This window comes from Arthrobacter sp. UCD-GKA (assembly GCF_001863355.1).
Classification (GTDB): Bacteria; Actinomycetota; Actinomycetes; order Actinomycetales; family Micrococcaceae; genus Paeniglutamicibacter.
In genome coordinates this window covers 188,720-212,028 of the sequence record NZ_MOLR01000010.1, presented here as the reverse complement: position 1 = coordinate 212,028, position 23,309 = coordinate 188,720, and the positions used below count along the sequence as shown (strand labels likewise).

The window sequence follows — 23,309 nt, the reverse complement described above, 5'->3', positions numbered from 1 at the left end:
CTGATCCCCGAGTCCGCCCCCGAATCACCACTCTTCTTCACCCTCGTCGAGGGAACCGCCCGGCTGCGCGAACGCTGGCGCAACGGACACCTCGCGGCATAGGACCCCCTGCCGCGACCCCTTCGAAACGACAGAAGCAAGCCCCTTTCGGAAGATGGAACCCGACGCCCCCGGCCGGCGACCTGGCCGTTCCTGGCGTGCCCGAAAATACGACAGGCCGCCGAATCCGGGAAAATCACGGATTCGGCGGCCCGTCGGCGTTCCATGAAAAATCAGGGCTAGCAGGCGGTTGGCATTTCATGGCCAGAACCTGATTCATGAAGCTGCACGGACGAACCAAGCCTTGCCGGTTGGAGCGCCGAGAACCCCGAAATAACCGCGACCGGAGTACCTAGTCGGCCTCTGGCTGCGCCCCGAGGCGGAAATGGCGCCCCGAGATGTTCCTGACCTCGATCTTCACCCAGGATTCCTTCGGGGTCGGGATCCATGGGGAGACCCCTGAGCTGCGCGCCTCCTCAATCTCCGCGCTGGTTTGCAGCTGGTGCGCGTGTCCGTGGATCACCACCGACCAGGCTTCGTCGGAGAGGATTCCGTCGGCCTCGAAGGCCACGGAATCGTGCACAGTCAGCGCCGCAAGCTTTTCGCCGGGAGCCGTGCGGATGTATATGGTCTTGCCCACCAGGCCGAAGTTGAGAGGGAAGATATCGACGGCGCCGCCCACCGCGGTGGCCAGTCGGCCGTGGGAAGTCCTCTCGAGCAGGCTCCAGGCCTGCTCTTCGGTCAGCATCAGTACGGGTTCATCTGCATCATGGTCAAACATCATGTCTCCATAATTCTACGAATTGTAGAAAAATACCAGAGGTGGCGACGGCCAGGTGAACTTTCCGGCAACGGGACTCAATTCATCCTTTCGATCCACTCCAGGTCCCCGGCTCATGAAAGACTGGGTTTCATGGTCAAGGAAACAGGAGCCGAACGCGCCCGGCACATCGCCGCACGCTTCGAGGACCGCGCCCTGGAACTGCGCGCAGCACGGGCCCACGAGCGCGGCCTGGTGCCCACCGTCCTGCCCTACACCGGCTACGGGCTCTCGGACCCGGCCAACGGCTGGGTCCGCATCTTCGCCCGCCTGGTGCTGGCCAAGCCCGGCGCGTTCGATGCCGGGCGCCACCGCGCCAAGGTCATCGCCGACGGGGTGCGCGGCTGGCGGAACTTCATTTCCCCGATCGTCCCGCACGGGCAGCTCGAAGTGCACATCAACGGCGAACGCTTTGCCGTGCAGGCCGACCGCGGGGGAGTGCTCGATGTCAAGGTCGCCGCCACGCTGGCACCGGGCTGGCACGAGATCACCCTGCACACCGAGGGTTCCGTGGCCGTGGCCGCCCCGGTCATGATGGTCGACGCGGCCGCCGAGTTCGGGTTGCTCTCCGACGTGGACGACACCATCGTGGTCACCGCGCTGCCACGCCCGCTGCTGGCCGCCTGGAATTCCTTCGTCCTGTCCGAGCACGCCCGGCTGGCCACCCCGGGGATGCCGGTGATGATGGAAAAGCTGATGCGCGACAAGCCCGGCGCACCCACCTTCTACCTGTCCACCGGCGCCTGGAACGTCGCCCAGACGCTCACCCGCTTCCTCTCGCGCAACCTCTACCCGCAGGGCCCGCTGCTGCTGACCGACTGGGGACCCACCGACAGGGGCTGGTTCCGGTCGGGCATGCAGCACAAGGCCGACCAGCTGCGCCGCCTGGCCAACGAGTTCCCGGGCCTGAAGTGGCTGCTGATCGGGGACGACGGCCAACACGACCCCTACCTCTACGCCGAATTCGCCAGGCGCTACCCCGACCACGTCGCGGCGATCGTGATCCGCCAGCTGACCCCCTCGGAGGCCGTGCTCGCAGGCGGGCGCAGCCAGGGGATCCTGAATTCCACCCCGGGGGTGCCGTGGGTGTACGAACCCGACGGGGCGCGCATCGCTGAAAAACTTCAGGCGTTGGGCCTCATCAGCCCCGACGCCGAGCCGGGGCCGGGGAAGTGAACGAACCCAAGCTCCGCGTCGAGGTCCCCATGCGCTGGGGAGACATGGACGCGTACGGCCACATCAACAACGTGAACCTGGTCCGCATGATGGAAGAGGCACGCATCGCCGGGTTCGGCGTGCCCGGCGGCACCGGCAAGCCCGGGATCGAGCCGATGGTCGACCTGTTCTCCGCGGTCCCGGAAAACACCCAGATCCTGGTGGTCGAGCACCGGGTGCGCTACGTCAAGCCGCTGGATTACCGCAACGTACCGGCGCACGTGGATCTGTGGATCAGTGCCATCAAGGCCGCAAGCTTCGACATCTGCTACGAATTCCACGATCCGGTCGACGGCGGGGTGTGCGTACGCGCCGCCACGACCCTGGCGTTCTTTTCCGTCGAGACCCAACGGCTGCTGCGGCTTTCCGCGGAAAACAAGGAAGCAATGGCCCGCTTCGGGGCCGAGCCGATCTTCCGCTAGGAACGCTGCAGCTCGGCCGTCAACGCGTCGAAGTCGCGGGCCAGGGCCTCGTCGCGCTCGAAGCTGCACGGTTCAAGCGGCTCGGTGCTGAAGGAGAAGTAACCCAGCCCCGCGCTGCGCCGTGGGTCGGCCGGAAGCGCGAGCGCCTTGTTGTGGAAATTCACCCGGCCCAGCGAGACACCCTCGGGACGGGCGGGGGCAATGCGCAGGAGATGCGCGATCACCGGAAGGTCGTGGGTGAAGACCTGGTGGTGCGCCCCGCCGGCAAAGACATGCAGCGTGAGCCCCTGGACGGGGGAAACCATGACCTCCACGTCGGCCGGAACCCACAGGGTGGGTCGGGCCATCAGGGACTTGACCGCCCGCGGATTGGTGCGGTGGCCGGGGTGGAAGGACGTACAGGATCCGGACGGGCATGGCTGGTTGCGCAAGGGATGGCGCCTTTCGTGTGCTCTTGTCCCCGGGGCGGTTGCCGCCAAGGACCGCTTCGTCATCCGAACCACCCGTGAAGCATGGGGTTGGTGTGTCGCCGGGTCGGAGCCCATATCTGGCGCGCATCTCGTGAAGCTGGTTTCATCGTACCAAAACCGGGCTGAAGATTTAGGGTGAAGGTATGAGACTGATCTTGATCCGCCACGGGCAGACCGCCTCGAACGTGGCGCAGGCCCTGGACACCGCAGCCCCCGGGGCGCCCCTGGATGAGACCGGGATTGCGCAGGCGCAGGCGCTGGTGGAGCGGTTGGGTGCCGAAGGGCAGGGCGTCAACGCGGTGTATTCCTCGACGTTGCTGCGCGCCAGGATGACGGCCGGTCCGTTGGCGCAAGCCCGCGGCCTGGAAGTGGCCGAGCATGCCGGGCTCACCGAGATCTCCGCCGGCGAACTGGAAATGCGCACCGACCGCGACGCCCAATTGGCCTACCGTGACGTGTTCTTCCGCTGGCTCTCGGGCGACCTTTCGGCCCGGGTCCCCGGCGGCGAGGACGCCCGCACCGCCCTGGATCGCTTCGACGCGGTCATCGAAGGGGCCAAGAACGCTGGGACCGGAAAGCTGGTGGTGGTCAGCCACGCGGCCATGCTGGTGACCTGGCTTGCGTCCCGGAGCGCAAACTTCGACTCCAAGCTGCTGGCCCCCGTGCCGTTGGCCAACACCGGTGTAGTGACCCTGGAGAATGCGACGGGATCGAGTTGGAGGCTGCGCAGCTGGCAGGGCCGGCACCTGGACTAACGGCATTTTTTTGGGGACCGGGACCGCTTGTGCAGCGTGCCGGGTCTCGGGCACATGACGCGGGCATTGGCTAAGCAGGGGCTTGGTCGATTAGGCTAGGCTTATCTTCCCTAATCCACAAAGGCGGTAATTGGTGAGCATCCAGCGTTCGGCACGTCCGGTTCGGCCCCAGGTTGTCCTCGAGGTTTTGGCCAGCGAGCAACTGTCCCGGCACATGATGAGACTGACCTTCGGTGGTCCGGGATTCGTGGATTTCCAGGACAAGGCGGTGTCGGACCGCTACGTGAAGATCCTCTTCGCCAAGCCCGAGCTCGGACTGGTGCCCCCGTACGACCTGGATGCCTTGCGTGAACAGTTGGCCCCGGAGGACTTCCCGGTACGGCGCACCTACACGCTGCGCCACGTGGACCTCGAAGCCCAAACCGTGCAGATCGACTTCGTCATTCACGGCGACCAGGGATTGGCCGGCCCATGGGCGCAGAACGCCAAGATCGGCGACCAGATCTGCTTCAACAGCCCCGGCGGGCTCTACACGCCGAACCCGGAATTCGACCGGCACCTGCTCATCGGCGACGAGACGGCGCTTCCGGCGATTTCCGCCGCCGTCGAGGACATGACCCAGGAGATGGTTGGTGACATCTACCTCGAGGTATCCGGTCCCGAGGACGAGGTCCAGCTGGATGTGCCGACCGGAGTTACCGTGCACTGGCTGCACCGGGGCGGGTACTTCACCCCGGAAAACACCAAGCTCGAGGAAACCGTACGCAACGCGCAATGGCACGAAGGCAGTGTCCAGGTCTTTGCCCACGGCGAGCGGGAGACCATGAAGTCGCTGCGGGCCTACCTCAATGGCGAGCGCGGCGTGGACCGCCGGGCCATGTCGTTGTCGGCCTACTGGGCCTATGGCCGAGCCGAGGATGAGTTCCAGGCCGAGAAGAAGACTCCCGTCGGGCAGATCTTCCCCGAGGCGCTTAGCGCCTAGCGAAGTTTCGGGCCGGGGCCACGCGGACCCGCCCGTCGACCGGATCGATCCTTGTGTCGATCCGGGTGCCGTACACCTGGGAGAGCAGCGCGCCGCGGGCCACATCCGCAACTTCGCCCTGGGCCACGATGCGGCCGGCATCCAGCATGATGAGCCGGTCTGCGTAGGCCGCTGCCGCATCAAGGTCGTGCAGCACCGCCACCACGGCATGGCCCTCGCGGGCCAGCTCGCGGGCGATCTGCAGGGTGGACTCGGCGTGCTTGATGTCCATGGCCGCCACCGGTTCATCGAGCATCACCACCCCGGCCCGCTGGGCCAGCACCCGGGCGAACGCCGTGCGCTGGCGCTCGCCGCCGGAGAGGGTGGTGACGGTGCGTCCGGCCAACCCGTCCAGTTCCGTGCGTGCCAGAGCGGCATCGATGGCGTGCTCGTCCTCCGCGCCCTGTGGCGTGTTGCGCCAGGGGGTGCGCCCGAATCGGACGACCTCGGCGACGCTGAATCCGAAGGCCACGTGCGAGTCCTGGCCCATGACCGAACGCAGCCGACCGGCCTGCGCCGCACCCCAGGAACGCAACGGCTTTCCGGCCAGTTCGATGCTTCCGGCATCGGGGCGCAACGATCCGGCCAGCAGCGAGAGCAACGTGGACTTCCCGGCCCCGTTGGGCCCGATGACCACGCAGAGTTCCCCGGCATGCAGCCGCACATCCAGCGGGTGGATGACCAGTTTCCCCTTGATCGAGTAGGAAATGTTCTCGGCCTGAAGCAGGGGATTCACAGGACACCTTGTTGCTTGAGCGTGGTTCGCAAGAGGATGAAGAACACCGGGCCGCCGACGAGCGCGGTGAAGATGCCGATGGGCAGGTCCGCGTAGGGGATCGCGGTGCGGGAGACCAGGTCGGCGACGGCCAGCAACAACGAACCGCCGAGCGCCGAGAGCGGCAGCAGCGAGCGGTGCGAGGGCCCGGTGAACAAGCGCAGGGCGTGGGGAACGATCAGCCCCACGAACCCGATCATTCCCGCGTGGGCGACGGCCGCACTGGTGAGCAGCGCCACCGCGACGATCGACAGGACCCGGAGGCGTGGCACATTGACGCCGCTGTGGGAGGCCGCCGAATCGCCCAGCGCCAACAGGTCCAGCCGCGTTGCCAGCAGCAGGACCCCGAGGGCTGCCGGCACCACGATGCAGGCGGTGCTGGCCACCGCCGACCAGGTGGCGCCGTTGAGCGACCCCATCTGCCAAAAGATGACTTGTTCGCGGCTGGAGGTGTCGGCAACGAAGACCAGGAACGAGATCACGGCCCCGGCGACGGCGTTCACGGCGATGCCGGTGAGCACCAGGGTGAGCACCGCCGAGGCTCCGGACCCGCGGGCCAGCCAGTACACCAGCAACGTCACGGCCAGCCCCGAGGCGAAGGCCGCCGCCGGAAGGATGAACGGGGACGCGGTGCCCAGGCCCAGCACGATCACCGTGCAGGCGCCCACCGCGGCGCCCGACCCGATCCCGATGACCCCGGGTTCGGCCAGGGGGTTGGCGAAGACACCCTGCATCAGTGCACCTCCGAGGCCCAGGGCGCCGCCGACCAGCAGGCCCAGGACCAGGCGCGGGAAGCGCACGGTCCACAAGGTGGCATCCAGCAGTGCCGACTCCGGGGTGCCGGTGCCGGAGACCCCGTGCCAGAACCCGGCGAGCACCGCGGCCGGCGAGGCCGGAAACTGTCCGGAGCCGGCCGACAGCACCAATACCGCCAGCAATGCCGCCGACAGCGCGACCCCGGTGGCCCAGGCGCGCCCGCGGCGCGGAGAAGCACGGACGGCGGACGGGGCTGCCATTGCGGGCGGGGCGTCGGCCAGGGTTTGCTGGCTCACTTGCTGCCCTTGGTGTAGATGGTCTGTGCCAGCGCCAGCAGTGCGGACGGGGTGTTGGGCCCGTACGAGAGCAGCTGACCGTCCGGCGCGTCGATGATCCGCCGGTGCTGCCCGGCCTCGGTGTTGGCGACACCGGGTCGTTTGAGCAGTCCGTCGAGGCCTCCGGTGGACTCCAGCCCGTCGCTCATCATCAGGTACACCTGTGGGTCCAGTGCCGCCAGGGACTCCGCATTGGCCGGGCGGGACCCCTTCAACCCGGCACCGGCGGCTACGTCTTGCAGCCCCAGCTCATGCATGAGGTCCTCGGCACCGGTGCCCGGACCCATGATGAAGAAGACCCCGGCGGTGCCACGGACATAGAGCACGGCGGTGCGCAACGGGGACCGGGTGCCCGAGGACAGGGCGGCGATGGCCGTGCGGGTGCTGGCCAGCTCACCGGCAATCCGTTTGTTTAGCGCGGCGCCGGCCTCCGGTACGCCCAGGGCCAAGGCCACGTCGGTGACCATCGGCGCAATCCCGGCAACGGTGCGGTCGGGCGTGAAGGACACGACGGGTATCCCTGCCGCGGCGATTTGCGCCAGGACTTCCGGGGGTCCGATGGTGGAGTCGGCCAGCACCACATCCGGGCGCATGCCCAGGATCGCCTCGGCATTCAGTTCATGGGCACCGGCCGTGACCAGGGGAAGGTGCTTGAGCGAGGCCCCGGCGTTCGATGCCGTTCGCCCGGCGAGCTTGTCGCCCAGACCCAAGCCAACCACGGTGTCGGCCAGCGTGCCGTAGATGTCCAGGGCGAGGATGCGCTCGGCCGAGGGAATGGTGACGGCCTTGTTTTCGTGGTCGGTCACGGTCGTTGGCAACGTTTGGGGAAAGGACTCCTGGAGGGGCACGATGTCCGGAATCAACGGTGCCGTGGCCGGTCCGCGTAGCGTTGAGGCGTCGAGGGGCGGGGTCGATGACGAGGCCGGGCTTGTGGGGGAGGCCGCGACGGGTTCCGGCGCAGGCATGACTGGGGTCTCGGCACCCGCTGTGCAGCCGGCCAATGACAGGGACCCGACGCACAAGAAGGCCAGAACGGTTCGACGATTCACTTGAAAACCTTTGGGGATGTGGGCATGAATGGTGGTGGGCGGAGCGCGCTCCGCCCACCACCATGGAATGTTCTCTTAGTGCGAGCGCACGAGGCGCGGGCGGCGCAACATCAGCAAGCCGGCCCCGGAGGCGAGCAGCAGGGCGCCGCCGACCGAGAGCACGATGGCCGATTCGGCGCCGGTGCTGGCAAGGGTGCCGACCCCGGATTCATTGTCGAGTTCGGTTCCTGCGTAGATGCCCGTGCCGGCGCTGACCAGCACATTGGAGCATCCGCTTGCCTTGCCCAACGGGAAGGAGAAGCTGACCGGGTCAAGAGCCGTGCCGGCGTTGTAGAACCCTGCGAAGGCGGCGGCTCCCGCAGCGGTCAACGTGGCCGGGGCTCCGGAAACCGAGACGGTGTTGGCCGAAACCGACAACCCGGAGAGATCCAACGTGGCGAAGGCGATGTTGCTGCGGTTGGTCTTCTTTCCGTCGGTGTCGCTCGAGGCGACGTTCGCATACAACGTTCCGGCCGAAGGCCCGTTTTGGGCGATGCGGACATTGGAGAGCTTCAGATCCAAGGTGCCGTCATGTCCGGTGAAGTGGATCGAGCCCGGAAACCCCACGGTTCCAGTGCGCTTGGTTTTGTCAAAGGTGCCCGAACCCGAAGCGAAGTTGAATGTCGAACCCGAGTAGGTAACAGAACCCAACGTCCAGCCGCCCTTGGCGACACCGGACCGGATGTAGTTCCTGAAGGAGGACTTCAGCCCCCAGCTCAGGGTTGCACCGGAAATCTGGTTGGCCGTGCAGACTTCCTTGTAAACCGGCTTCCTGGACACGGTGGCGGGACTTGCCGAAGTGCTGGGCACAGCTGTGACTGCCTCAGCGGTGGGCACTGCAGAAACGTTTGGGTCGGCATTTGGCCTGGTGCCCGGTGTGGTTTGGGGAGCGGTGCCCGTCTGGGACTGTCCGTAGGCGAGCTTGAGCTGGACGTTCTGCGACGGGTCGTTCACGCCCTGGCCGTGGGCCATGGAGGTGTAGAGCGCCAGCGCCTTCTTCGATGGGGCGGGGACATCGATGGTGACGCTGAAGCTGCCGTCGGCGTCCAGTCGTGAGGTGCGACCCAGCGCGGTGGTGCCATCGGTGTTGGTGCGGGAAATGTAGACGGTTGATCCCTCTATGAGATGCTCGGAGGCCTTGTAGAAATCGGGCAGTCCTGCCGGGCCCAGGCCTAGATAGATTCCCGGGCCGGAGGTGGAGAAGCCAGAACCGGTGACGGTGACCTTGCCGCCCGTGGCCGGGATCTTGGTCGTGCTGAGCCTTGGAGCCGTGGCGGCATTGGTGGGTTCGCTGCTTGGTTTGGTGCCGGGTTCCTCGGTGGGTTGCGGGCTCGGCGCCTTGGTCGGCTCCTCGGTGGGTTGCGGGCTCGGCGCCTCGGTCGGCTCCGGGCTCGGTGCCGGAACGGACCCGACGGACAGCTTGGCATCGAGGCTGGGGTCGCTTTTGCCCTGGTTGTGTGCCTTGGACGTGAATACGGCCAGATCCTCGGTTCCTGCTGGAATGGTGAACGTGACCTTGAACGAGCCATCCGCCTTCATCGGGGCAGTGCCGCTGCCGGATGTACGGCTGGGTGAAACCCAAAGTACGTCGGCGCGGTCAATTTGCCCTGACTCGAAAGCTGCATAGAAGCTGCGAGCGGTCGCTGGTCCGACGCCGATGTAGATTCCTGGCTCCACGGCGAGGTATCCGGTTCCGGAAATCGTGATTTTTCCGCCACCGGCCGGGATCTTGGTGGACACCAGCTTCGGGTCGGCAATGGGCATTGGTTCGGCGTAGGAAATCTTGGTAACGGTGTTCTGTGACGGATCGCTGAAGCCCTGCCCGTGTGCCTTGGACGTGTAGATCGCCAGCCCGGATTCAGGCTGCTCAGGCAAAGCGACGGTGATCGAGAAGCTGCCATCACGCATGGGCGCGGTTTTGCCCATGTCCGAGTTCCCGGCTTCCAGCCCCTTGCCAATGAAATGGGTGAGGCCATCGACCAGGCTTCCGGCGCCGGCATAGAACCCTGGCAGTCCCTGAGGTCCGACGCCCAGGTAGATACCTGGATCGCCGTTGAATCCGGAACCCTTGATGGTGACCGAACCACCACCGTCGGGTACCTGGTTTACGGAAATCGTAGGGACAGGCGCTGCCATGGCGGGCATGGCTGTCAAGCCGATCGAAGACAAGACTAGGGCCCCGGCGGCGGCGAATATCGCTCGCAGTCGGTGCCGGGCAGGGTGATGCATGGGTTGAAACCTCTTTCGGGTGGCAAGCAAGACGGGCGCCGAACCTCGGACGCAAGACTCTTGTTAAGGTATGCCTAACCTTGGTTAATCGCAAATGGGCATTGTGATGTTTCCTTATTTCCTGCATCGTGGTTAGGATGGCATTCATAACCCGATGAAAGGTGACGTCAGATGCCCGGCGAACACGAGCAGACCTTTGCCACCCGGCTGCGCGAAGTGACCCAGAAGGACCACAGCGAGGCGGAAACCAGTGAATTCATCACGACGCTAATGGCCGGATCGAGGGCCCCGCGAGACTATGTGCTGCTGCTGTCGCAATACACCTACATCTACGCAGCGCTGGAATCCGAAGTCCGCGCCCTGTCGACGGTCCCGGAGCTGTCGCTGATCTTTGACCTGCGGCTGGAGCGTGCCGCACACATCCACCATGATCTCGAATTGCTGCTCCCTGCCCACGGGTTCACCGACATCCCCGCACCTCTCGAGGCAACCGCCAACTACATCCGGCACATCCGCGACGCCGCCCAGGAGCCTGCGCGATTGGTCGCGCACCACTATCTGCGCTATCTCGGGGATCTTTCCGGGGGCCAGATTATTCGCAGGCTCGTGGGTCGGCATTACGGCATCGACCAGGAAGCGCTCACCATGTGGCGTTTCGAGGGGATCGACAAACACAAGCCCTACAAGGACGAATACCGCGCCAGGCTTAACGACTATGCGGTGACACCCGAGCGGGCCGAGGCCCTGCTTGAAGAAGCGGCGAAGGGATTCACGCTTAACAAGGCGCTGTTTAGGGATTTGCTCACCCAATCACAGCTGTCGGCATTGCTGTCGGCATAGCAGTCGCCGGCGGACTCCAATTCCGTCGGAGGGTAGTCGGGGCCGCGGGGTTTGGTAACGCCCTGCGGGCCCGTTTCTTCCTTTAGTCCACGGCGTCCGATGCCCAGAGGTGGACCATGGCGTAGGACCTGTATGGCGCCCACGAGCTTGCCAACGCCGCCGCTTCGCGTTCGGTGATCCTGTCCAGGGCCCGACGCGCGACCAGGTCCCCGGGCACAAAGGCATCGGGATCGCTTCGGCCGCGCATCTGCAGGTAGTCCGCGGTCCATGGGCCCACTCCGCGCAAGGCCAGCAGTTCCGAGCGAGACAGGGGGATGCCGGGCGTTCCGGTGAAACCCTTTTCGGCGAACACCTGCGCCATGAGGAACAGCGTGCCCGCCCGGGTCTTGGTCAAGCCGATGGTTTCGCGCAGGGTGTCAACGCCTTGGGCAACCACGGCCTCGGGCGTCGGGAAGAGGTGCAGTCCGCCGGGGCCCTCGCTTCCGTATGCTGACAGAAAGCGTCCGCCAAACGTCCTGCCTGCTGCCAGCGTCACCTGTTGGCCCAAGATCGTGGTGGCGGCGGCCTCGAACCCGTTGAGATAGCCGACCAGCCGCAACCACGGGCGGGCCTCGACCAGCGGGCCAAGCACGGGATCGGGGGAGAACGACGCCTGCATGCCGGACAGATCCGAGTCCAGGTCCAGCCATGCGCGGACCGCGGCTTCAAGCTGGTCGAGGTCGTTGGTGCTGGCGCCGGAGCAGGTCAGTTGAACTCCCTCCACGGCGAACTCCAGCTCAACGGCCTCCGGGCCGGAGTCGACGGCGATCACCCGGGTGTGTCGACGTTCGGCGGGCTCGTGGATGTCGAGCGTGGGGATCGAGTGGATGCCCAGCGTGCGCATCATGTGACCGGGATCCAACGGACCGTTGGATGCCAGGAAGCGCGAACTCATGCCGGCCAGACGCCCGAGGTGCCGCGGCGGTGTGAGCCGAGAAGATGTGTGTCCACGATTCCAAGCGCTTCCATGAGCGCGAACATGGTGGTGGGTCCCACGAAGGCGAAACCGCGCCTCCTGAGCGCCTTGGACAGGGCCAGGGACTCGGGGCTGGTGGTCGGGACTTCTTCGATGGCGGAAGGCATCGGGGTGGAATCCGGTTGGAACGACCAGACGAGCTCGGCCAGTCCGCCATCCTCGCGCAATGCGATGGTGGCCTTCGCGTTCTTGATGGTCGCCAGGATCTTTGCGCGGTTGCGGATGATCCCTGCGTTGCCCAGGAGTTCCTCGACCTTGGCTTCATCGAAGCCCTCGATGACCTCGGGATCGAAGGCGGCGAAGGCCGCGCGGAAGTTTTCGCGCTTGCGCAGGATGGTTGCCCAGGAAAGTCCCGACTGGAACGCCTCGAGGCTCAGCCGTTCGAAGACCCCGTGTTCGTCGCGCACCGGCATGCCCCACTCGGTGTCGTAATAGGTGCGCATCATTGGGTCGGCCGCCGCCCACGCCGGGCGGGCCAGGTTGTCGTCGCCGATGATTATTCCGGTGCTCATGTTCCAATCCTGCCACGGCCTTGCGTCCGTTTGTTTTATCGCAATGATTCGATATCATCGTAATATGACGATGATAGATCGGGTCAACCACGAGCGCCACGAAGCCATCCAAAGCCATGCGGCGGCGGCGGCACTCTTCCACGGCCTGGCCGACCCCACGCGGCTGATGATCCTGGCCCACCTTCGTACCGGGGAACACAAGGTCAAGGAACTCACCGACCACTTGGGCCTGGCCCAAAGCACTGTCAGCGCCCACCAGTCGTGCCTGCGCGACTGCGGCCTGGTGACTTCGCGCGCGCAGGGACGGGCCAGCATGTTCTCGCTGGCCAACCCGCGGCTGCTGCTCGACCTGCTCGGCGATGCGAACCACTACATCGGCACCAGCGACGAGAACGAACTGGACACCCACGACTTCACCGAGGTCCACGGCCCGGCCCCGGCACAGGAAGGCGCCAGCCGATGAGCCACGACCACGACCACGGCTCGGCAACCACCAACAGGAAGAAACTGGCCTGGGCTTTCGGCATCACCGCGACGATCCTCGTGGCCGAGGTCATCGGTGCGTTCCTGACCAACTCGCTGGCGTTGCTGGTTGACGCCGCGCACATGCTCACCGATTCCACCGGCCTGCTGCTGGCACTCACCGCTGCCACACTGATCATGCGCAAGCCCACGTCCAAGCGGACCTGGGGATTCCGCCGCGCCGAGGTGCTCTCGGCAACGCTACAGTCGACCCTGCTGCTCGGGGTGGGTGTCTACGCGCTCGTCGACGGCATCCGCCGACTTTTCCAGCCGACGGAAATTGCCGGCAGCGGGCTGCTCATTTTCGGCATCATCGGCCTGCTCGGCAACGTCGCCTCGATGCTGATCCTCGCTTCGGGCAAGGACGACAACCTGAACATGCGCGCGGCCTTCCTGGAGGTCGTCAACGATGCCCTGGGCTCGGTCGCCGTGATCATCTCCGCGATCGTCATCTCCACCACGGGCTGGATGCAGGCCGACTCGATCGCCGCCATGCTGATCGCGATCCTGATCATCCCGCGCGCGTTGAAGCTGCTGGGGGAGACCACACACATCCTGCTCGAGTCCACGCCCAAGGGACTGGACCTCGAGGATGTCCGGGCCCACCTGGTTGCGCACCCCCAGGTGCTGGCCGTCCACGACCTGCACGCCAGCCAGATCGCCTCGAACCTGCCGATCCTCTCGGCCCACGTGGTCGTCGAGGACGCGGCGTTCCACACCGGTGCCGCGGCCACCCTGCTGGGCGAATTGCAATCCTGTGTGGCCGAGCACTTCGAGGTGAGCATCGAGCACTCCACCTTCCAGATCGAGTCGTACAGCCACCAGACCCCGGAGCATGGGCGGCACGACTGAGCCGACGCCGCGAACGGTACATCGAGCCCCTCACCGACGGAGGAGGCAGGGAAGCATCGCCCAGCGCCTGATGGGCATCGAGACGGTGCCAGCGGTGCGGATCCTGGAGCACGGCCCCGACGTCCTGATGGAGGACGCGGGCCCGGAGTAGGACCTGTCTTGGGACGGGCCGCATGCGGGCGACCGGGCAAGTTGGCTGTGGAGCACGTTCCTGGACCCGGTGGACGCGGAATGCGAGGTGCTACAGCTGGCGCAGTGATTCCGGGGCGGCGGCATCGGAAACGGTCCGCCTGCGCCTGGCAGCGGTCACCAGGGCCCAGCCGATGAGGGCCGCGGCAAATCCACCGGCGGTGTTGGTGATGACGTCGGTGATATCCGAGGCGCGATTGTTGCGCAGCAACAGCTGCGTGGTCTCGACGCAGGCGGAAAGGCCCAGCACCAAGACCGTGGTCTTGAGCACCGCGAACCGGCGCCAGTAAAAGGCCAGCACCAACCCCAGAGGCGCAAAGAGCCCGAGGTTCGCCACCATCTCCACTCCGAGGTCGCGTTCCTGGTGCGCGAGGAACGGAATCCAGTTGAAGGTTCCGGTCGGGATCGAGGGATCCGGCTGCGGGGCCGCCGGAAGTACCGCCACGGCCAACCCCACCGTCCAGACCGCGAGGGCCACCAACAGCACCTTGCGCACTGCCCGCTCGCGGCCGCGGGAGGTGAATTGCAGCAGCACCGCCAGCAGGGCTGCGCTTGCGGCGAGGCCGACGACAACAAGCAGGGCAACGGTTGGAACCGCGAAATAGAGCATAGGCTTGCGATCCTATCGCCAGACCCTGTGAAGGTGCTGTCTCATACCCGAGTATGAGCCAAGGGATGGAATAAACGGTCCCTGCGGATGATCCAAAACCATCCAACGGCAACATAACGTGGAACCATGACCATTACTGCACCACATACCAGCACCGATTTTGCTGTCCACGCCACAAACCTGACCAAGATCTACGGCGAGGGCACCACCCGCGTCGAGGCGCTGCGCGGTGTTGACGTCTCCTTCGTCCGCGGCAAGTTCACCGCGATCATGGGCCCCTCGGGTTCGGGCAAATCCACGCTCATGCATTGCCTGGCCGGCCTCGACGACGCCAACAATGGGCAGATCTTTATTGGCGGGACAGACATCTCCACGCTGAATGACGATGCATTGACCAAGATGCGCCGTGAAAAGGTCGGATTCGTCTTCCAGTCCTTCAACCTCGTCCCCACGCTCACCGCCGAGGCCAACATCCTGCTGCCGCTGGCCCTGGCCGGCAGGAAGCACGACAAGGCGTGGTTGGAGACCATCGTTGCCACCCTGGGGCTGAAGGACCGCCTGAACCACAAGCCGCACGAACTTTCCGGTGGCCAGCAGCAGCGCGTGGCCGTGGCCCGCGCCCTGCTCACCCGCCCGGAGGTGGTCTTCGGCGACGAGCCGACCGGCAACCTGGACTCGCGCACCGGAGCCGAGGTGCTCTCGATGCTGCGTTCCTCCACCCGCGAGATGGGCCAGACCATCATCATGGTCACCCACGACGCGGTGGCCGCCTCCTACGCCGACACCGTGCTGTTGATGAAGGACGGCGAGCTGGTCGGCCAGCTCGAAGACCCCACCGTCGAGACGGTCACCCAGGCACTTTCCGGGTTGGGTGCATAAGCCTTGCTGCAACTCGCACTAGCCAACCTCAAGACCTATTCGCGGCGCTTCATCGCCGTTACCCTGGCAGTCATGATCGGCACCGCCTTCCTGGCAGCCACCCTCATGGTCAACGCCTCGGCCACCGAAACCCTGAAAAACAGCATTGGTTCCTCCTACGCCAATGCCGACCTGGTCATCGGGCAGGACTACATGATGGACATGGCAGCGGGAGACGAGAACAAGCCGGAAACCCATGTCCTTGGCCCCAAGGCCCTGAAGGCCATCGAATCCGTCGACGGCGTGGCAGCCGTCCACGGCTCCGCCAATGTCGGGGTGAGCGTCAACGCCGGGGGCAGGGACTACTACGCCTCGGCCAACACCGCGGCCACCAACAAGAAGCTCAGCTCCACGGTGCTTGAAACCGGGGCACTGCCCACCGGCAGCGAGCAGGTGGCGATCGATGCCACCTATGCCGGCGAATACAACATTTCCGTGGGGGACGTCCTCGAAATCGGCACCACCACCGCCGACGGCAAGGAAATAAGCCGCCAGGTCAAGGTCTCGGGCATCACCGCGGCCTCGAACGACCCGATGACCGGCTCGGCCATGAACCTGACCATCGGCCAGTCCCTGCTCGATGCGCTCTCCGGCCCCGGGGAGACCAGCTACGGCAGCATCGTGGTGGCCGCACAGGACGGGATCGACCTGCAAGGGCTCAAGGCACCGATCACCTCCGCCCTCGAGGGAACCGGCCTGAAGTACTTCCAGGTCAACACCCCCGACGAGCAGATCGTCAAGGACATCGCCGCGTTCTCCGGCGGCAACGACCAGCTGACGATCGTGTTGCTGGTCTTTGCCCTGATCGCGCTGGTGGTCACCGGGCTGGTGGTCATGAACACCTTCGCCGTGCTCATCGCCCAGCGCACCCGCGAGCTGGCCTTGATGCGCACCCTGGGCGCGCTGCGGGCGCAGATCCGCTCCTCGGTGCTCATCGAAGCCCTGCTGGTCGGCCTGCTGGCCTCGGCCGCCGGCGTGCTGCTGGCCACCGGCATCATGGCGGCCCTGATCAAGATCCTGGTCGCCACGGTGCCCGAGATGTCCATCGCGACCCTTGCCGTCAACCCGCAGGCCGTCATCGTGCCCATCGTGGCCGGAACCGCGATCACCCTGGTGGCCGCATGGATGCCTGCCCGCAAGGCCATGCGGGTCTCACCGCTGGCGGCACTGCGCCCGGCCGACGACGCCGCCGTGGGAAACAAGGCCGGCAAGGTGCGCATCGTGTTCGGTGCGCTGCTGGTGGCCGCCGGCACCGCGGCACTTGCCTACGGCGCAGCCGAAGGCGACATCCTCATCGCCTTCGGCGGCGGATTGCTTTCCTTCCCGGGCGTGCTGATGCTCGGCTCGCTCTTCCTGCCCAAGACCGTCTCGGCGATCGGTGCCCTCACCTCCGGCGGAACCGTTCCGGGGAAGCTGGCCAGCCTCAACGCGGTTCGCAACCCCGGGCGCACCACCGCCACGGCCACGGCGCTGCTGATCGGCGTGACGCTCGTGTCCATGATGATGGTCGGCGCGCAGACGGCCAAGGCGTCCTTGGACGCTGCCCTGGGCAGCGAGTACCTGGTGGACGTCGAGGTCAACGACTACTCCGGCACCACCTTCCCCGCCGAGTCCCTGGCCAAGGTCAAGGCCATGAACGGCGTCCAGGACCTGGCGGAACTCACCGCGGTGGGAAGCTCCAAGAGCGGCCAGGAACTCTTCGCCACCGACCCCGGGTCACTCGAATCCGTGCTCAACAACGGCAGCCAGGTCCCGGCCGCCGGCCAGGTCCTGGTCTCCTCCAACAACGAGGGCAAGACCATGGAGGCCACCGGCTTCGGCGGGAAGACCGGCAAGCTGGAAATGCTCATCACCGAAAGCAACTCGCTGCAGCCGGCCGTTGGTTGGGACACCGCGACCTCCATGCTTGGAGTGACCAAGGAATCGGTGGCCAAGGACGCCAACGCCCGCACCGTGTTGTGGCTGAAGGTCGATGATTCGCTGGGCAATGCGGAGCTTCGCACGCTGCAGACCGACATCGCCGACGAGTTGAACGTCGAGGAGTACGCCGTGGGCGGAGGGGTCATGGAAAAGCAGATGTTCAACACCGTCATCGACATGCTGCTGATGATCGTCTCGGGCCTGCTGGCCGTCGCGGTGCTGATCGCGCTGATCGGCGTGGCCAACACGCTGAGCCTCTCGGTGCTGGAGCGCACCCGGGAGAACTCGCTGCTGCGCGCGCTGGGCCTGACCCGGGGACAGCTGAAGAAGATGCTGGCCACCGAGGCCGTGCTGATCGGCGGGGTCGCGGCCCTGCTGGGCGTGCTGCTCGGATCGGCCTACGGCCTGCTCGGCGCGCAGTCGGTCATGGGCGCCTTCGGTGCCATGAACGTGTCCATCCCGTGGCTGCAACTGGCCGGGGTGATCGCGGTGTCCGTGGTTGCCGCACTAGCCGCCTCGATCGTCCCGGCCCGCCGGGCCGCGAAGCTGGCCCCGGTGCAGGGGCTGGCCAGCGAATAACACCGCAGTGAAACAGCGTGGAAGGTCCTGCCCGATCCCGGGCAGGACCTTCCCGTTCTCCGGCCCCTGGGCCGGTGGTCACTGCAGGCCCAGGCCCACCCGGCCCGATGCCGGCATCTTCGTGCTGGTCAACCGTGATATGTTCGGCTTGTTTCCACGCCCGGGCCGTGCCCAAGCACTGCCGCCGGGTGCTGCGCGGTACGTCCGTGCAGGTGATCAAACGGAGCAGCTGGAAGGCTGGGCATGGCACGGTTCTGGACACGCCTGATGGTGGTACTCACGCTGATACTGGGCGTGAACTACATCGGTTGGCGCTGGGCGGCCTCGTTGAACTGGGACGCCTGGTGGATCGCGGTCCCATTGATTGCCGCCGAGACCTACAGCCTGATTGACGTGCTCCTGTTCGGGATGACGGTATGGCGCGTGAAGGAACGGACCGGGGCGCCGCCGGCGCGTCCGGACGCGACGGTGGATGTCTTCGTCACCACCTACAACGAGCCGCTGGAGATGGTCATGAACACGGCGCTGGCCGCCGACCGCATCCGGCACCCGCACAGCACCTGGATCCTTGACGACGGGGACAGGCCCGAACTGCGGCAGCTGGCGGCCGATCACGGGCTCGGGTATGTCACCCGGGGCGAGGACTGGGACAACAAACCGCGGCACGCCAAGGCCGGGAACCTGAACAACGCGTTGATGGCCACCACGGGCGAATTCCTGCTGATCCTGGATGCCGACCAGGTCCCGGAACCCGACATCCTCGAAAAGACCCTGGGGTACTTCAACAACCGGAAGGTCGCGCTGGTCCAGACCCCGCAATACTYCACCAACGTTCCCGACGACGACCCGCTGGGCAGCCAGGCCCCGCTCTTCTACGGACCCATCCAACAGGGCAAGGACGGCTGGAACGCCGCCTTCTTCTGCGGCTCCAACGCCGTGCTGCGCCGCGAGGCCCTCATGGAACTCGGCCTGCTCGGCTATGTCCAGGAGACCGAAAAGAGCATTCGCCGGGCCCTGGCCGCTTCCAAGAAGGCAATCCGGCAGGCCCGGAAGGCTGCCGATGCCCGATCGCCGCTGGTCGGTGCGATGCTCGACGAGGTCGAGGCCGCCATCGCCCAAGCCGACAGCCGGCTGGCGGCCGGGCAGTCGCTGAGCGAACTCACCTACGAGGTCCAGCGCAAGGTGGACGCCGCGGTCCGCACCCTGGTCCAGGCCGATGTGCACGCACTTCAGGCGGACCTTCAGGAGATCGCCGCCATGGACCTGGCTGCCGTGGGCGACACCGGGGTCCTCGTGGTCACCGACGAAGCAGTGCAACGGCTCTCGGCGCGGGAGTGGTCCCCGCTGGGTGCCATGGAATCGGTCCAGGCGGTACTGGACGCCCTGACGGTGGAACGCGCCGGGGAGGCACAGCCGCTCATGCCGCTGGCCACGATCTCGGTCACGGAGGACATGGCCACGGCCATGAGGATGCACGCCCGCGGCTGGCAGAGCGTCTACCACCACGAGATCCTCGCCTACGGCCTGGCCCCCGAGGACATCGGCACCATGATGACCCAGCGCCTGCGCTGGGCCCAGGGGACCATGCAGGTGCTGCTGCGGGAAAACCCGCTGACCCAGCGCGGCCTGAAGTGGGGCCAGCGGTTGATGTACTTCTCCACCATGTGGAGCTACCTCAGCGGCTTCGCGGCCATCGTTTATTTCGCCGCCCCCGTCATCTACCTGTTGCTGGGCATCCTGCCGGTGGCCAGCCTCAGCGCCGACTTCTTCATCCGGTTCATTCCGTTCATGGTCGTGAACCAGGTGCTCTTTGCCGTCGCCGGGCGCGGCATCCCCACGTGGCGGGGCCAGCAATACAGCCTGGCGCTGTTCCCGACCTGGATCAAGGCCTGCACCACCGCGGCCCGGAACGTCTGGTTCGGACGCCCGCTGGGCTTCGCAGTCACCCCGAAGAGCCGGCAGGACGGCGGCCCGCGCTGGAGCCTGGTCCGGCCGCAGCTCACGGTTGCCGTTCTTCTGGTGGTTGCCGCCGTTGCCGGAATCGTGCGCCTTGCCACGGGTTTGGCCGAACCTGTCGGTACGCTTGTCAACGTCGCCTGGGTTGTCTTTGACCTGCTGGTGCTCAGCGTCCTGTACAAGGCCGTGCGGTACAGGGGCCATGCGCCCGGCGAGAACAGGCCCGATCCACCCGACGCGTCGCCGGATTCCCCGGCCGACCACTGAAAGGAACCTCGATGGAGCTTAGCCACAAGGCCAACGGGTCTTACACGGAGGTGCTGGCCTCCGGCAGGTTGAACATGGTCTCGGCACCCAACCTCAGGGCCTACGTGGGAGAGGTGGTGGCCTCCGGCTCGAACCGCATCGTCGTGAACCTGGAGCAGACCACCTTCATGGATTCCTCCGGGCTCGGCGCGCTGATCGGATGCCTCAAGGCGGCCCGGCAGGCCGGCGGGGACCTGCGCATCGCGGCCGTGCAGCCACAGGTGAAGATGGTCCTGCAACTGACCAGCATGGACCGGGTGCTGACCTCGTACTCCACGGCCGAGGAAGCCTTCGGCAATGAATGAGCCGATCGCCGGGCGGAGCTTCCGCGACCAGGCCGTCCCGGAATCCATCGAGACCGTCCACATCCTGCTCGACGAGCTGTGGGCAGATGCACCCTTCGTCCCGGAGATGGACCGCATGACCTTTGCCACCGCGGTGATCGAGGCCGCCTCGAACATCGTCCAACACGCCCGGCCGGAATTCCCGACGCCGGTGGAACTCGGCGTCGACATCAGCGTCAGGACCCACAGCCTGCGGGCGGAGATCAGCGCCTTCGGCGCCATCGACCCCCAGCTGGACACCGGGGCCCAGGGGATGCCCGGTCCGGAGGCCGAGTCGGGGCGCGGCCTGGCGCTGATCCGGGCCCTGGTCAGCACCGTCACCTTCGCCCGGCAGGACGGCACCAACACCTGGGTCCTGTCCCGGGACTCGACGCCCCACCCATACTGAGGGAAAATCCATGACATCTGGCCCCCCGCGCGTCCTGGCCGGACTCGACGACCTGTCCCCGTTCAGCAAGCAGCTGCCCTTCGTGGTGCTCTACCTTGCCGCCGCGGCCATGAGCGCCATCATCCCGTCGCTTGTCGTCAGCAGTGTGCCGTCCCTGGTGGCCGGGCTCTGCGTGGTCGGCGGCGCGACGGTGCTGGCGATTGTCTTTCGCCCGCCGAAGCTGGCACGCTTCGGCACCATAGTCCTGGCGCTGGACGTCGTGGCCGTCGGCCTGCTGCGGCACGGCACCGGCGAAAGCCACTCCATTTTTTCCTCGCTGCTGTTGCTGCCTGTGCTCTGGTTCGCAGCACTGCAGGGGCGGCGCTATGTGCTGTATGCGGTGTGCGGGGTCGCGTTGTCGATCAGCGTGCCGTTCCTGCTGGGCGCCCGCGTGGCGGACAACCCCAACGAACTGGCCCGCGGCCTGATCACTGCGGGAGTCTATGCCGTTGCCGCGCTGGTCATCAACCAGTTGGCGGCACGGGCGCGGCGGCACCTGGGTTCGGTCAGCAGGAAGGCGGCCAAGGCCTCCGAGGAGCTGGCCCGCGCCGCGCAGATCCAACGCTTCCTGTTGCCGAAGCAGTCGGCGATCCTGGAGGGCTACGAGACGGCCGGTGCCTGCATCCCGTCCAAGGCCGTCGGCGGGGACTTCTTCGACTGGTACGCGATCGACGGGGGCCTGGGGTTCACCCTGGGCGACGTCATGGGCAAGGGTGCCGGGGCGGGCATGATCGCCGCGACCACCCGTGCGGTGATTCGCAGCGCCCGCAACAGCGAGGACCCGGTGCGGGCGCTGATGCTGACCTCCGACTGCCTGGCCACCGAGCTGAGCGAAGCTGCGGCCTTCGCCACGCTTTTCCACGCCAGGCTCCGGGCCGAAGACGGCCGGGTGCTCTTTTCGGACGCCGGGCATGGCCTGAGCCTGCTGGTGCGCGCCGGCGGCACCTGGGAGCGGCTGGGGTCGGGCGAGATGCCCGTGGGGCTGATGCCCGATGCGACCTGGACGTCCCGGGAAATCACCCTCGCCCCGGGCGACATGATCGTGAGCTTCAGCGACGGGGTGCTGGACCTCTACGACGGAACCCTGGCCGCCATCGACGAGGTTGCGGCGCTGGCATTGAACGCCGACCGCGCCCAGGACATCGTGGACGCGGTCCACCAGATGGCCTCCGGCAACAGCAATCCCGACGATGTCACGGTCTTGGCCGTGCGGCGTTCCGGGTTGGACACGGCGGCTGCCCGGGATCCGGGCCTTGGAAACGGGCGCGCCCTGTCATCGGCATCCACCGCCTAGGACGACGGGCCGGCCAAGCGGTCATGCTCGAGGTCCAGCAGGACCTTCTTGGCCTCAAGGCCGCCGAGGTAGCCGCCCAGGGAACCGTCGCTGCGCAGTACCCGGTGGCAGGGAACCAGGATCGGCAGCGGGTTGGTGGCGCACGCGGTGCCCACCGCACGCACCGCCGCCGGGCGACCGGTCAGCGCAGCCATCTCCTTGTAGCTGACGGTGTGCCCGTAGCCGATCTTCGGCAGGGCCAGCTGCACTTCCAAGCGGTAGCCGCTGGACAGCCGGTGGTCGAGGGACAACTCGAAGCCCGTCCGCGAATGCGCGAAGTATTCGTCGAGCTGGGCCGCCGCCGCATCCAGTGGTGCGGCACGGTGCAGCACCCGCACCCCGACCTTCTCGGCCAGGGTGCCGAGCACCGCGTCGAAGTCCTCCGCGGTGAAGGCGACGCGCACGATCCCGCGCTCCGTCGCGGCCAGCATCAGCTGCCCCACCGGTGAGTCCACCAGCCGGTAGGAAACATCGATCAGCCCCTCGGCCGCGGCCCGTTCGGCCAGCTGGCTCCGCAGGACATCCATCTCGTGCATGGCAAGTTCGCTCATGATTCTTCCTCCGCTTCGTGGTGTTGGCTGCGCATGGCCTTGATGCCGTCCGCGGCGGCCCGGCGCAGCGATGCGGGATTGCCGCCCAGGAACGCCGGGATGTCCGCGTACGGGAACCCGAGCAGATAGTGGTAGCCGATGACCTTGCGTTGCAGCTCGCTCAGCGAGGCCAGCGAATCCAGCATTTCCAGCTGCCCCGTGAGCTCGGGGAGCACCGCGGATTCCGGGAGCTCGTCCATGGGGACGGGGTGGTTGGCGCGCAGGATGTCGATGGCCTTGTGCCGGGCGATGGTGATGAGCCACGCCTCGATATTGGCTCCGGCGGCCAGTGCCGGGTAGGCGCGCAGGGCCGCCAGGAACGTTTCGCTCCAGGCGTCCTGCGCATCGGGTCCCGGGCCCAGCAGGGCGGTGCACATGCGCAGCACCGAGGTGCCGTGCCTGCGCACCACCAGCTCGAAGGCGGGGTTCGTTGTCATCTCCACACCCTGTAAACGCCCCGGAGCACCATTG

The 23,309-nt window shown here is 66.5% G+C and carries 24 protein-coding genes and 1 riboswitch; of the genes, 13 read left to right on the top strand and 11 right to left on the bottom strand.

The genetic code is table 11. The features are described 5' to 3' along the window. Positions 1 to 391 precede the first annotated feature (391 nt). Entirely contained in the window at positions 392 to 823 is a 432-nt protein-coding gene (locus tag BLJ79_RS17600; protein WP_071216066.1) for a pyridoxamine 5'-phosphate oxidase family protein, read from the bottom strand. 129 nt (positions 824 to 952) lie between these two features. On the opposite strand from BLJ79_RS17600, the gene BLJ79_RS17595 reads away from it, so the two are divergent. Continuing rightward, positions 953 to 2,035 (top strand): App1 family protein phosphatidate phosphatase, encoded by a 1,083-nt coding sequence (locus tag BLJ79_RS17595; RefSeq protein ID WP_071216065.1) that lies wholly within the window; start codon positions 953 to 955, stop codon positions 2,033 to 2,035. Positions 2,036 to 2,064: 29 nt separating this feature from the next. Next, positions 2,065 to 2,496, top strand: a complete 432-nt coding sequence (locus tag BLJ79_RS17590; protein ID WP_071216090.1) for an acyl-CoA thioesterase — start codon at positions 2,065 to 2,067, stop codon at positions 2,494 to 2,496. Here the strand turns inward: BLJ79_RS17590 and BLJ79_RS17585 are convergent. Further along, positions 2,493 to 2,927, bottom strand: coding sequence for a hypothetical protein (locus BLJ79_RS17585; RefSeq protein ID WP_071216064.1), 435 nt, complete (start codon positions 2,925 to 2,927; stop codon positions 2,493 to 2,495). The genes BLJ79_RS17590 and BLJ79_RS17585 overlap by 4 nt on opposite strands. A 14-nt stretch (positions 2,928 to 2,941) precedes the next feature. Continuing rightward, positions 2,942 to 3,063: riboswitch (SAM riboswitch) on the bottom strand. A 46-nt stretch (positions 3,064 to 3,109) separates the two neighbouring features. On the opposite strand from BLJ79_RS17585, the gene BLJ79_RS17580 reads away from it, so the two are divergent. Together BLJ79_RS17580 and BLJ79_RS17575 are read left to right on the top strand one after the other, a co-directional pair. Beyond that, entirely contained in the window at positions 3,110 to 3,721 is a 612-nt protein-coding gene (locus BLJ79_RS17580; protein ID WP_071216063.1) for a histidine phosphatase family protein, read from the top strand. 133 nt (positions 3,722 to 3,854) lie between these two features. Then, positions 3,855 to 4,703 (top strand): siderophore-interacting protein, encoded by an 849-nt coding sequence (locus BLJ79_RS17575; protein WP_083411415.1) that lies wholly within the window; start codon positions 3,855 to 3,857, stop codon positions 4,701 to 4,703. Here BLJ79_RS17575 and BLJ79_RS17570 read toward each other — a convergent pair. From BLJ79_RS17570 to BLJ79_RS17555, 4 genes are all read right to left on the bottom strand, one after another. Then, entirely contained in the window at positions 4,693 to 5,478 is a 786-nt protein-coding gene (locus BLJ79_RS17570) for a heme ABC transporter ATP-binding protein (protein WP_071216062.1), read from the bottom strand. The genes BLJ79_RS17575 and BLJ79_RS17570 overlap by 11 nt on opposite strands. Beyond that, a complete protein-coding gene (locus BLJ79_RS17565) occupies positions 5,475 to 6,569 on the bottom strand; it encodes a FecCD family ABC transporter permease (RefSeq protein WP_286135476.1) in 1,095 nt (364 codons plus the stop codon). Before BLJ79_RS17565 ends, BLJ79_RS17570 begins: the two co-directional genes overlap by 4 nt. Next, on the bottom strand, positions 6,566 to 7,414 hold the full coding sequence (locus tag BLJ79_RS17560) for a heme/hemin ABC transporter substrate-binding protein (protein WP_175475523.1): 849 nt from the start codon (positions 7,412 to 7,414) through the stop codon (positions 6,566 to 6,568). The genes BLJ79_RS17565 and BLJ79_RS17560 overlap by 4 nt, the downstream gene beginning before the upstream one ends. A gap of 318 nt (positions 7,415 to 7,732) precedes the next feature. Then, entirely contained in the window at positions 7,733 to 9,832 is a 2,100-nt protein-coding gene (locus tag BLJ79_RS17555; RefSeq protein ID WP_175475522.1) for an HtaA domain-containing protein, read from the bottom strand. A 264-nt stretch (positions 9,833 to 10,096) separates the two neighbouring features. Here BLJ79_RS17555 and BLJ79_RS17550 point away from each other — a divergent pair, with 264 nt between their 5' ends. Then, positions 10,097 to 10,765 (top strand): biliverdin-producing heme oxygenase, encoded by a 669-nt coding sequence (locus tag BLJ79_RS17550; RefSeq protein ID WP_071216059.1) that lies wholly within the window; start codon positions 10,097 to 10,099, stop codon positions 10,763 to 10,765. A gap of 82 nt (positions 10,766 to 10,847) precedes the next feature. On the opposite strand, the gene BLJ79_RS17545 is transcribed toward BLJ79_RS17550, so the two are convergent. Both BLJ79_RS17545 and BLJ79_RS17540 read right to left on the bottom strand, forming a co-directional pair. After that, entirely contained in the window at positions 10,848 to 11,699 is an 852-nt protein-coding gene (locus BLJ79_RS17545; RefSeq protein ID WP_083411412.1) for a DNA-3-methyladenine glycosylase family protein, read from the bottom strand. Beyond that, positions 11,696 to 12,292, bottom strand: coding sequence for a DNA-3-methyladenine glycosylase I (locus tag BLJ79_RS17540; protein WP_071216057.1), 597 nt, complete (start codon positions 12,290 to 12,292; stop codon positions 11,696 to 11,698). Before BLJ79_RS17540 ends, BLJ79_RS17545 begins: the two co-directional genes overlap by 4 nt. 64 nt (positions 12,293 to 12,356) lie before the next feature. Here BLJ79_RS17540 and BLJ79_RS17535 point away from each other — a divergent pair, with 64 nt between their 5' ends. Next, the gene (locus BLJ79_RS17535) at positions 12,357 to 12,755 is read left to right on the top strand and encodes an ArsR/SmtB family transcription factor (protein WP_071216056.1); all 399 of its coding nucleotides are present in this window, start codon (positions 12,357 to 12,359) and stop codon (positions 12,753 to 12,755) included. Continuing rightward, positions 12,752 to 13,666, top strand: a complete 915-nt coding sequence (locus tag BLJ79_RS17530; protein ID WP_071216055.1) for a cation diffusion facilitator family transporter — start codon at positions 12,752 to 12,754, stop codon at positions 13,664 to 13,666. The genes BLJ79_RS17535 and BLJ79_RS17530 overlap by 4 nt, the downstream gene beginning before the upstream one ends. A 241-nt stretch (positions 13,667 to 13,907) precedes the next feature. Here BLJ79_RS17530 and BLJ79_RS17525 read toward each other — a convergent pair whose 3' ends face one another. Then, positions 13,908 to 14,465, bottom strand: coding sequence for a VanZ family protein (locus BLJ79_RS17525; protein ID WP_071216054.1), 558 nt, complete (start codon positions 14,463 to 14,465; stop codon positions 13,908 to 13,910). Between the two features lie 126 nt (positions 14,466 to 14,591). On the opposite strand from BLJ79_RS17525, the gene BLJ79_RS17520 reads away from it, so the two are divergent. The 6 genes from BLJ79_RS17520 (at position 14,592) to BLJ79_RS17495 (ending at position 22,209) form a co-directional block, all read left to right on the top strand. Further along, positions 14,592 to 15,344 (top strand): ABC transporter ATP-binding protein, encoded by a 753-nt coding sequence (locus BLJ79_RS17520; RefSeq protein WP_071216053.1) that lies wholly within the window; start codon positions 14,592 to 14,594, stop codon positions 15,342 to 15,344. 3 nt (positions 15,345 to 15,347) lie between these two features. Further along, on the top strand, positions 15,348 to 17,882 hold the full coding sequence (locus BLJ79_RS17515; protein WP_071216052.1) for an ABC transporter permease: 2,535 nt from the start codon (positions 15,348 to 15,350) through the stop codon (positions 17,880 to 17,882). A 243-nt stretch (positions 17,883 to 18,125) separates the two neighbouring features. Next, entirely contained in the window at positions 18,126 to 20,105 is a 1,980-nt protein-coding gene (locus BLJ79_RS17510; RefSeq protein WP_071216051.1) for a glycosyltransferase family 2 protein, read from the top strand. An 11-nt stretch (positions 20,106 to 20,116) separates the two neighbouring features. Continuing rightward, positions 20,117 to 20,449, top strand: coding sequence for an STAS domain-containing protein (locus BLJ79_RS17505; RefSeq protein WP_071216050.1), 333 nt, complete (start codon positions 20,117 to 20,119; stop codon positions 20,447 to 20,449). After that, positions 20,442 to 20,876, top strand: coding sequence for an ATP-binding protein (locus BLJ79_RS17500; RefSeq protein ID WP_071216049.1), 435 nt, complete (start codon positions 20,442 to 20,444; stop codon positions 20,874 to 20,876). The genes BLJ79_RS17505 and BLJ79_RS17500 overlap by 8 nt, the downstream gene beginning before the upstream one ends. A gap of 10 nt (positions 20,877 to 20,886) precedes the next feature. Then, positions 20,887 to 22,209, top strand: coding sequence for a PP2C family protein-serine/threonine phosphatase (locus tag BLJ79_RS17495; protein ID WP_071216048.1), 1,323 nt, complete (start codon positions 20,887 to 20,889; stop codon positions 22,207 to 22,209). On the opposite strand, the gene BLJ79_RS17490 is transcribed toward BLJ79_RS17495, so the two are convergent. Further along, positions 22,206 to 22,799 (bottom strand): methylated-DNA--[protein]-cysteine S-methyltransferase, encoded by a 594-nt coding sequence (locus BLJ79_RS17490; RefSeq protein WP_071216047.1) that lies wholly within the window; start codon positions 22,797 to 22,799, stop codon positions 22,206 to 22,208. The genes BLJ79_RS17495 and BLJ79_RS17490 overlap by 4 nt on opposite strands. After that, a complete protein-coding gene (locus BLJ79_RS17485; RefSeq protein ID WP_071216046.1) occupies positions 22,796 to 23,275 on the bottom strand; it encodes an RNA polymerase sigma factor in 480 nt (159 codons plus the stop codon). Before BLJ79_RS17485 ends, BLJ79_RS17490 begins: the two co-directional genes overlap by 4 nt. Between the last annotated feature and the right edge of the window lie 34 nt (positions 23,276 to 23,309).

Coding starts and splice junctions, on each gene's coding strand:
- BLJ79_RS17600 (WP_071216066.1), bottom strand. CDS start 823: ATGATGTTTGACCATGATGCAGATGAACCCGTACTGATGCTGACCGAA.
- BLJ79_RS17595 (WP_071216065.1), top strand. CDS start 953: ATGGTCAAGGAAACAGGAGCCGAACGCGCCCGGCACATCGCCGCACGC.
- BLJ79_RS17590 (WP_071216090.1), top strand. CDS start 2,065: ATGCGCTGGGGAGACATGGACGCGTACGGCCACATCAACAACGTGAAC.
- BLJ79_RS17580 (WP_071216063.1), top strand. CDS start 3,110: ATGAGACTGATCTTGATCCGCCACGGGCAGACCGCCTCGAACGTGGCG.
- BLJ79_RS17555 (WP_175475522.1), bottom strand. CDS start 9,832: ATGGCAGCGCCTGTCCCTACGATTTCCGTAAACCAGGTACCCGACGGT.
- BLJ79_RS17550 (WP_071216059.1), top strand. CDS start 10,097: ATGCCCGGCGAACACGAGCAGACCTTTGCCACCCGGCTGCGCGAAGTG.
- BLJ79_RS17545 (WP_083411412.1), bottom strand. CDS start 11,699: ATGAGTTCGCGCTTCCTGGCATCCAACGGTCCGTTGGATCCCGGTCAC.
- BLJ79_RS17540 (WP_071216057.1), bottom strand. CDS start 12,292: ATGAGCACCGGAATAATCATCGGCGACGACAACCTGGCCCGCCCGGCG.
- BLJ79_RS17535 (WP_071216056.1), top strand. CDS start 12,357: ATGACGATGATAGATCGGGTCAACCACGAGCGCCACGAAGCCATCCAA.
- BLJ79_RS17530 (WP_071216055.1), top strand. CDS start 12,752: ATGAGCCACGACCACGACCACGGCTCGGCAACCACCAACAGGAAGAAA.
- BLJ79_RS17525 (WP_071216054.1), bottom strand. CDS start 14,465: ATGCTCTATTTCGCGGTTCCAACCGTTGCCCTGCTTGTTGTCGTCGGC.
- BLJ79_RS17520 (WP_071216053.1), top strand. CDS start 14,592: ATGACCATTACTGCACCACATACCAGCACCGATTTTGCTGTCCACGCC.
- BLJ79_RS17505 (WP_071216050.1), top strand. CDS start 20,117: ATGGAGCTTAGCCACAAGGCCAACGGGTCTTACACGGAGGTGCTGGCC.
- BLJ79_RS17500 (WP_071216049.1), top strand. CDS start 20,442: ATGAATGAGCCGATCGCCGGGCGGAGCTTCCGCGACCAGGCCGTCCCG.
- BLJ79_RS17495 (WP_071216048.1), top strand. CDS start 20,887: ATGACATCTGGCCCCCCGCGCGTCCTGGCCGGACTCGACGACCTGTCC.
- BLJ79_RS17490 (WP_071216047.1), bottom strand. CDS start 22,799: ATGAGCGAACTTGCCATGCACGAGATGGATGTCCTGCGGAGCCAGCTG.
- BLJ79_RS17485 (WP_071216046.1), bottom strand. CDS start 23,275: ATGACAACGAACCCCGCCTTCGAGCTGGTGGTGCGCAGGCACGGCACC.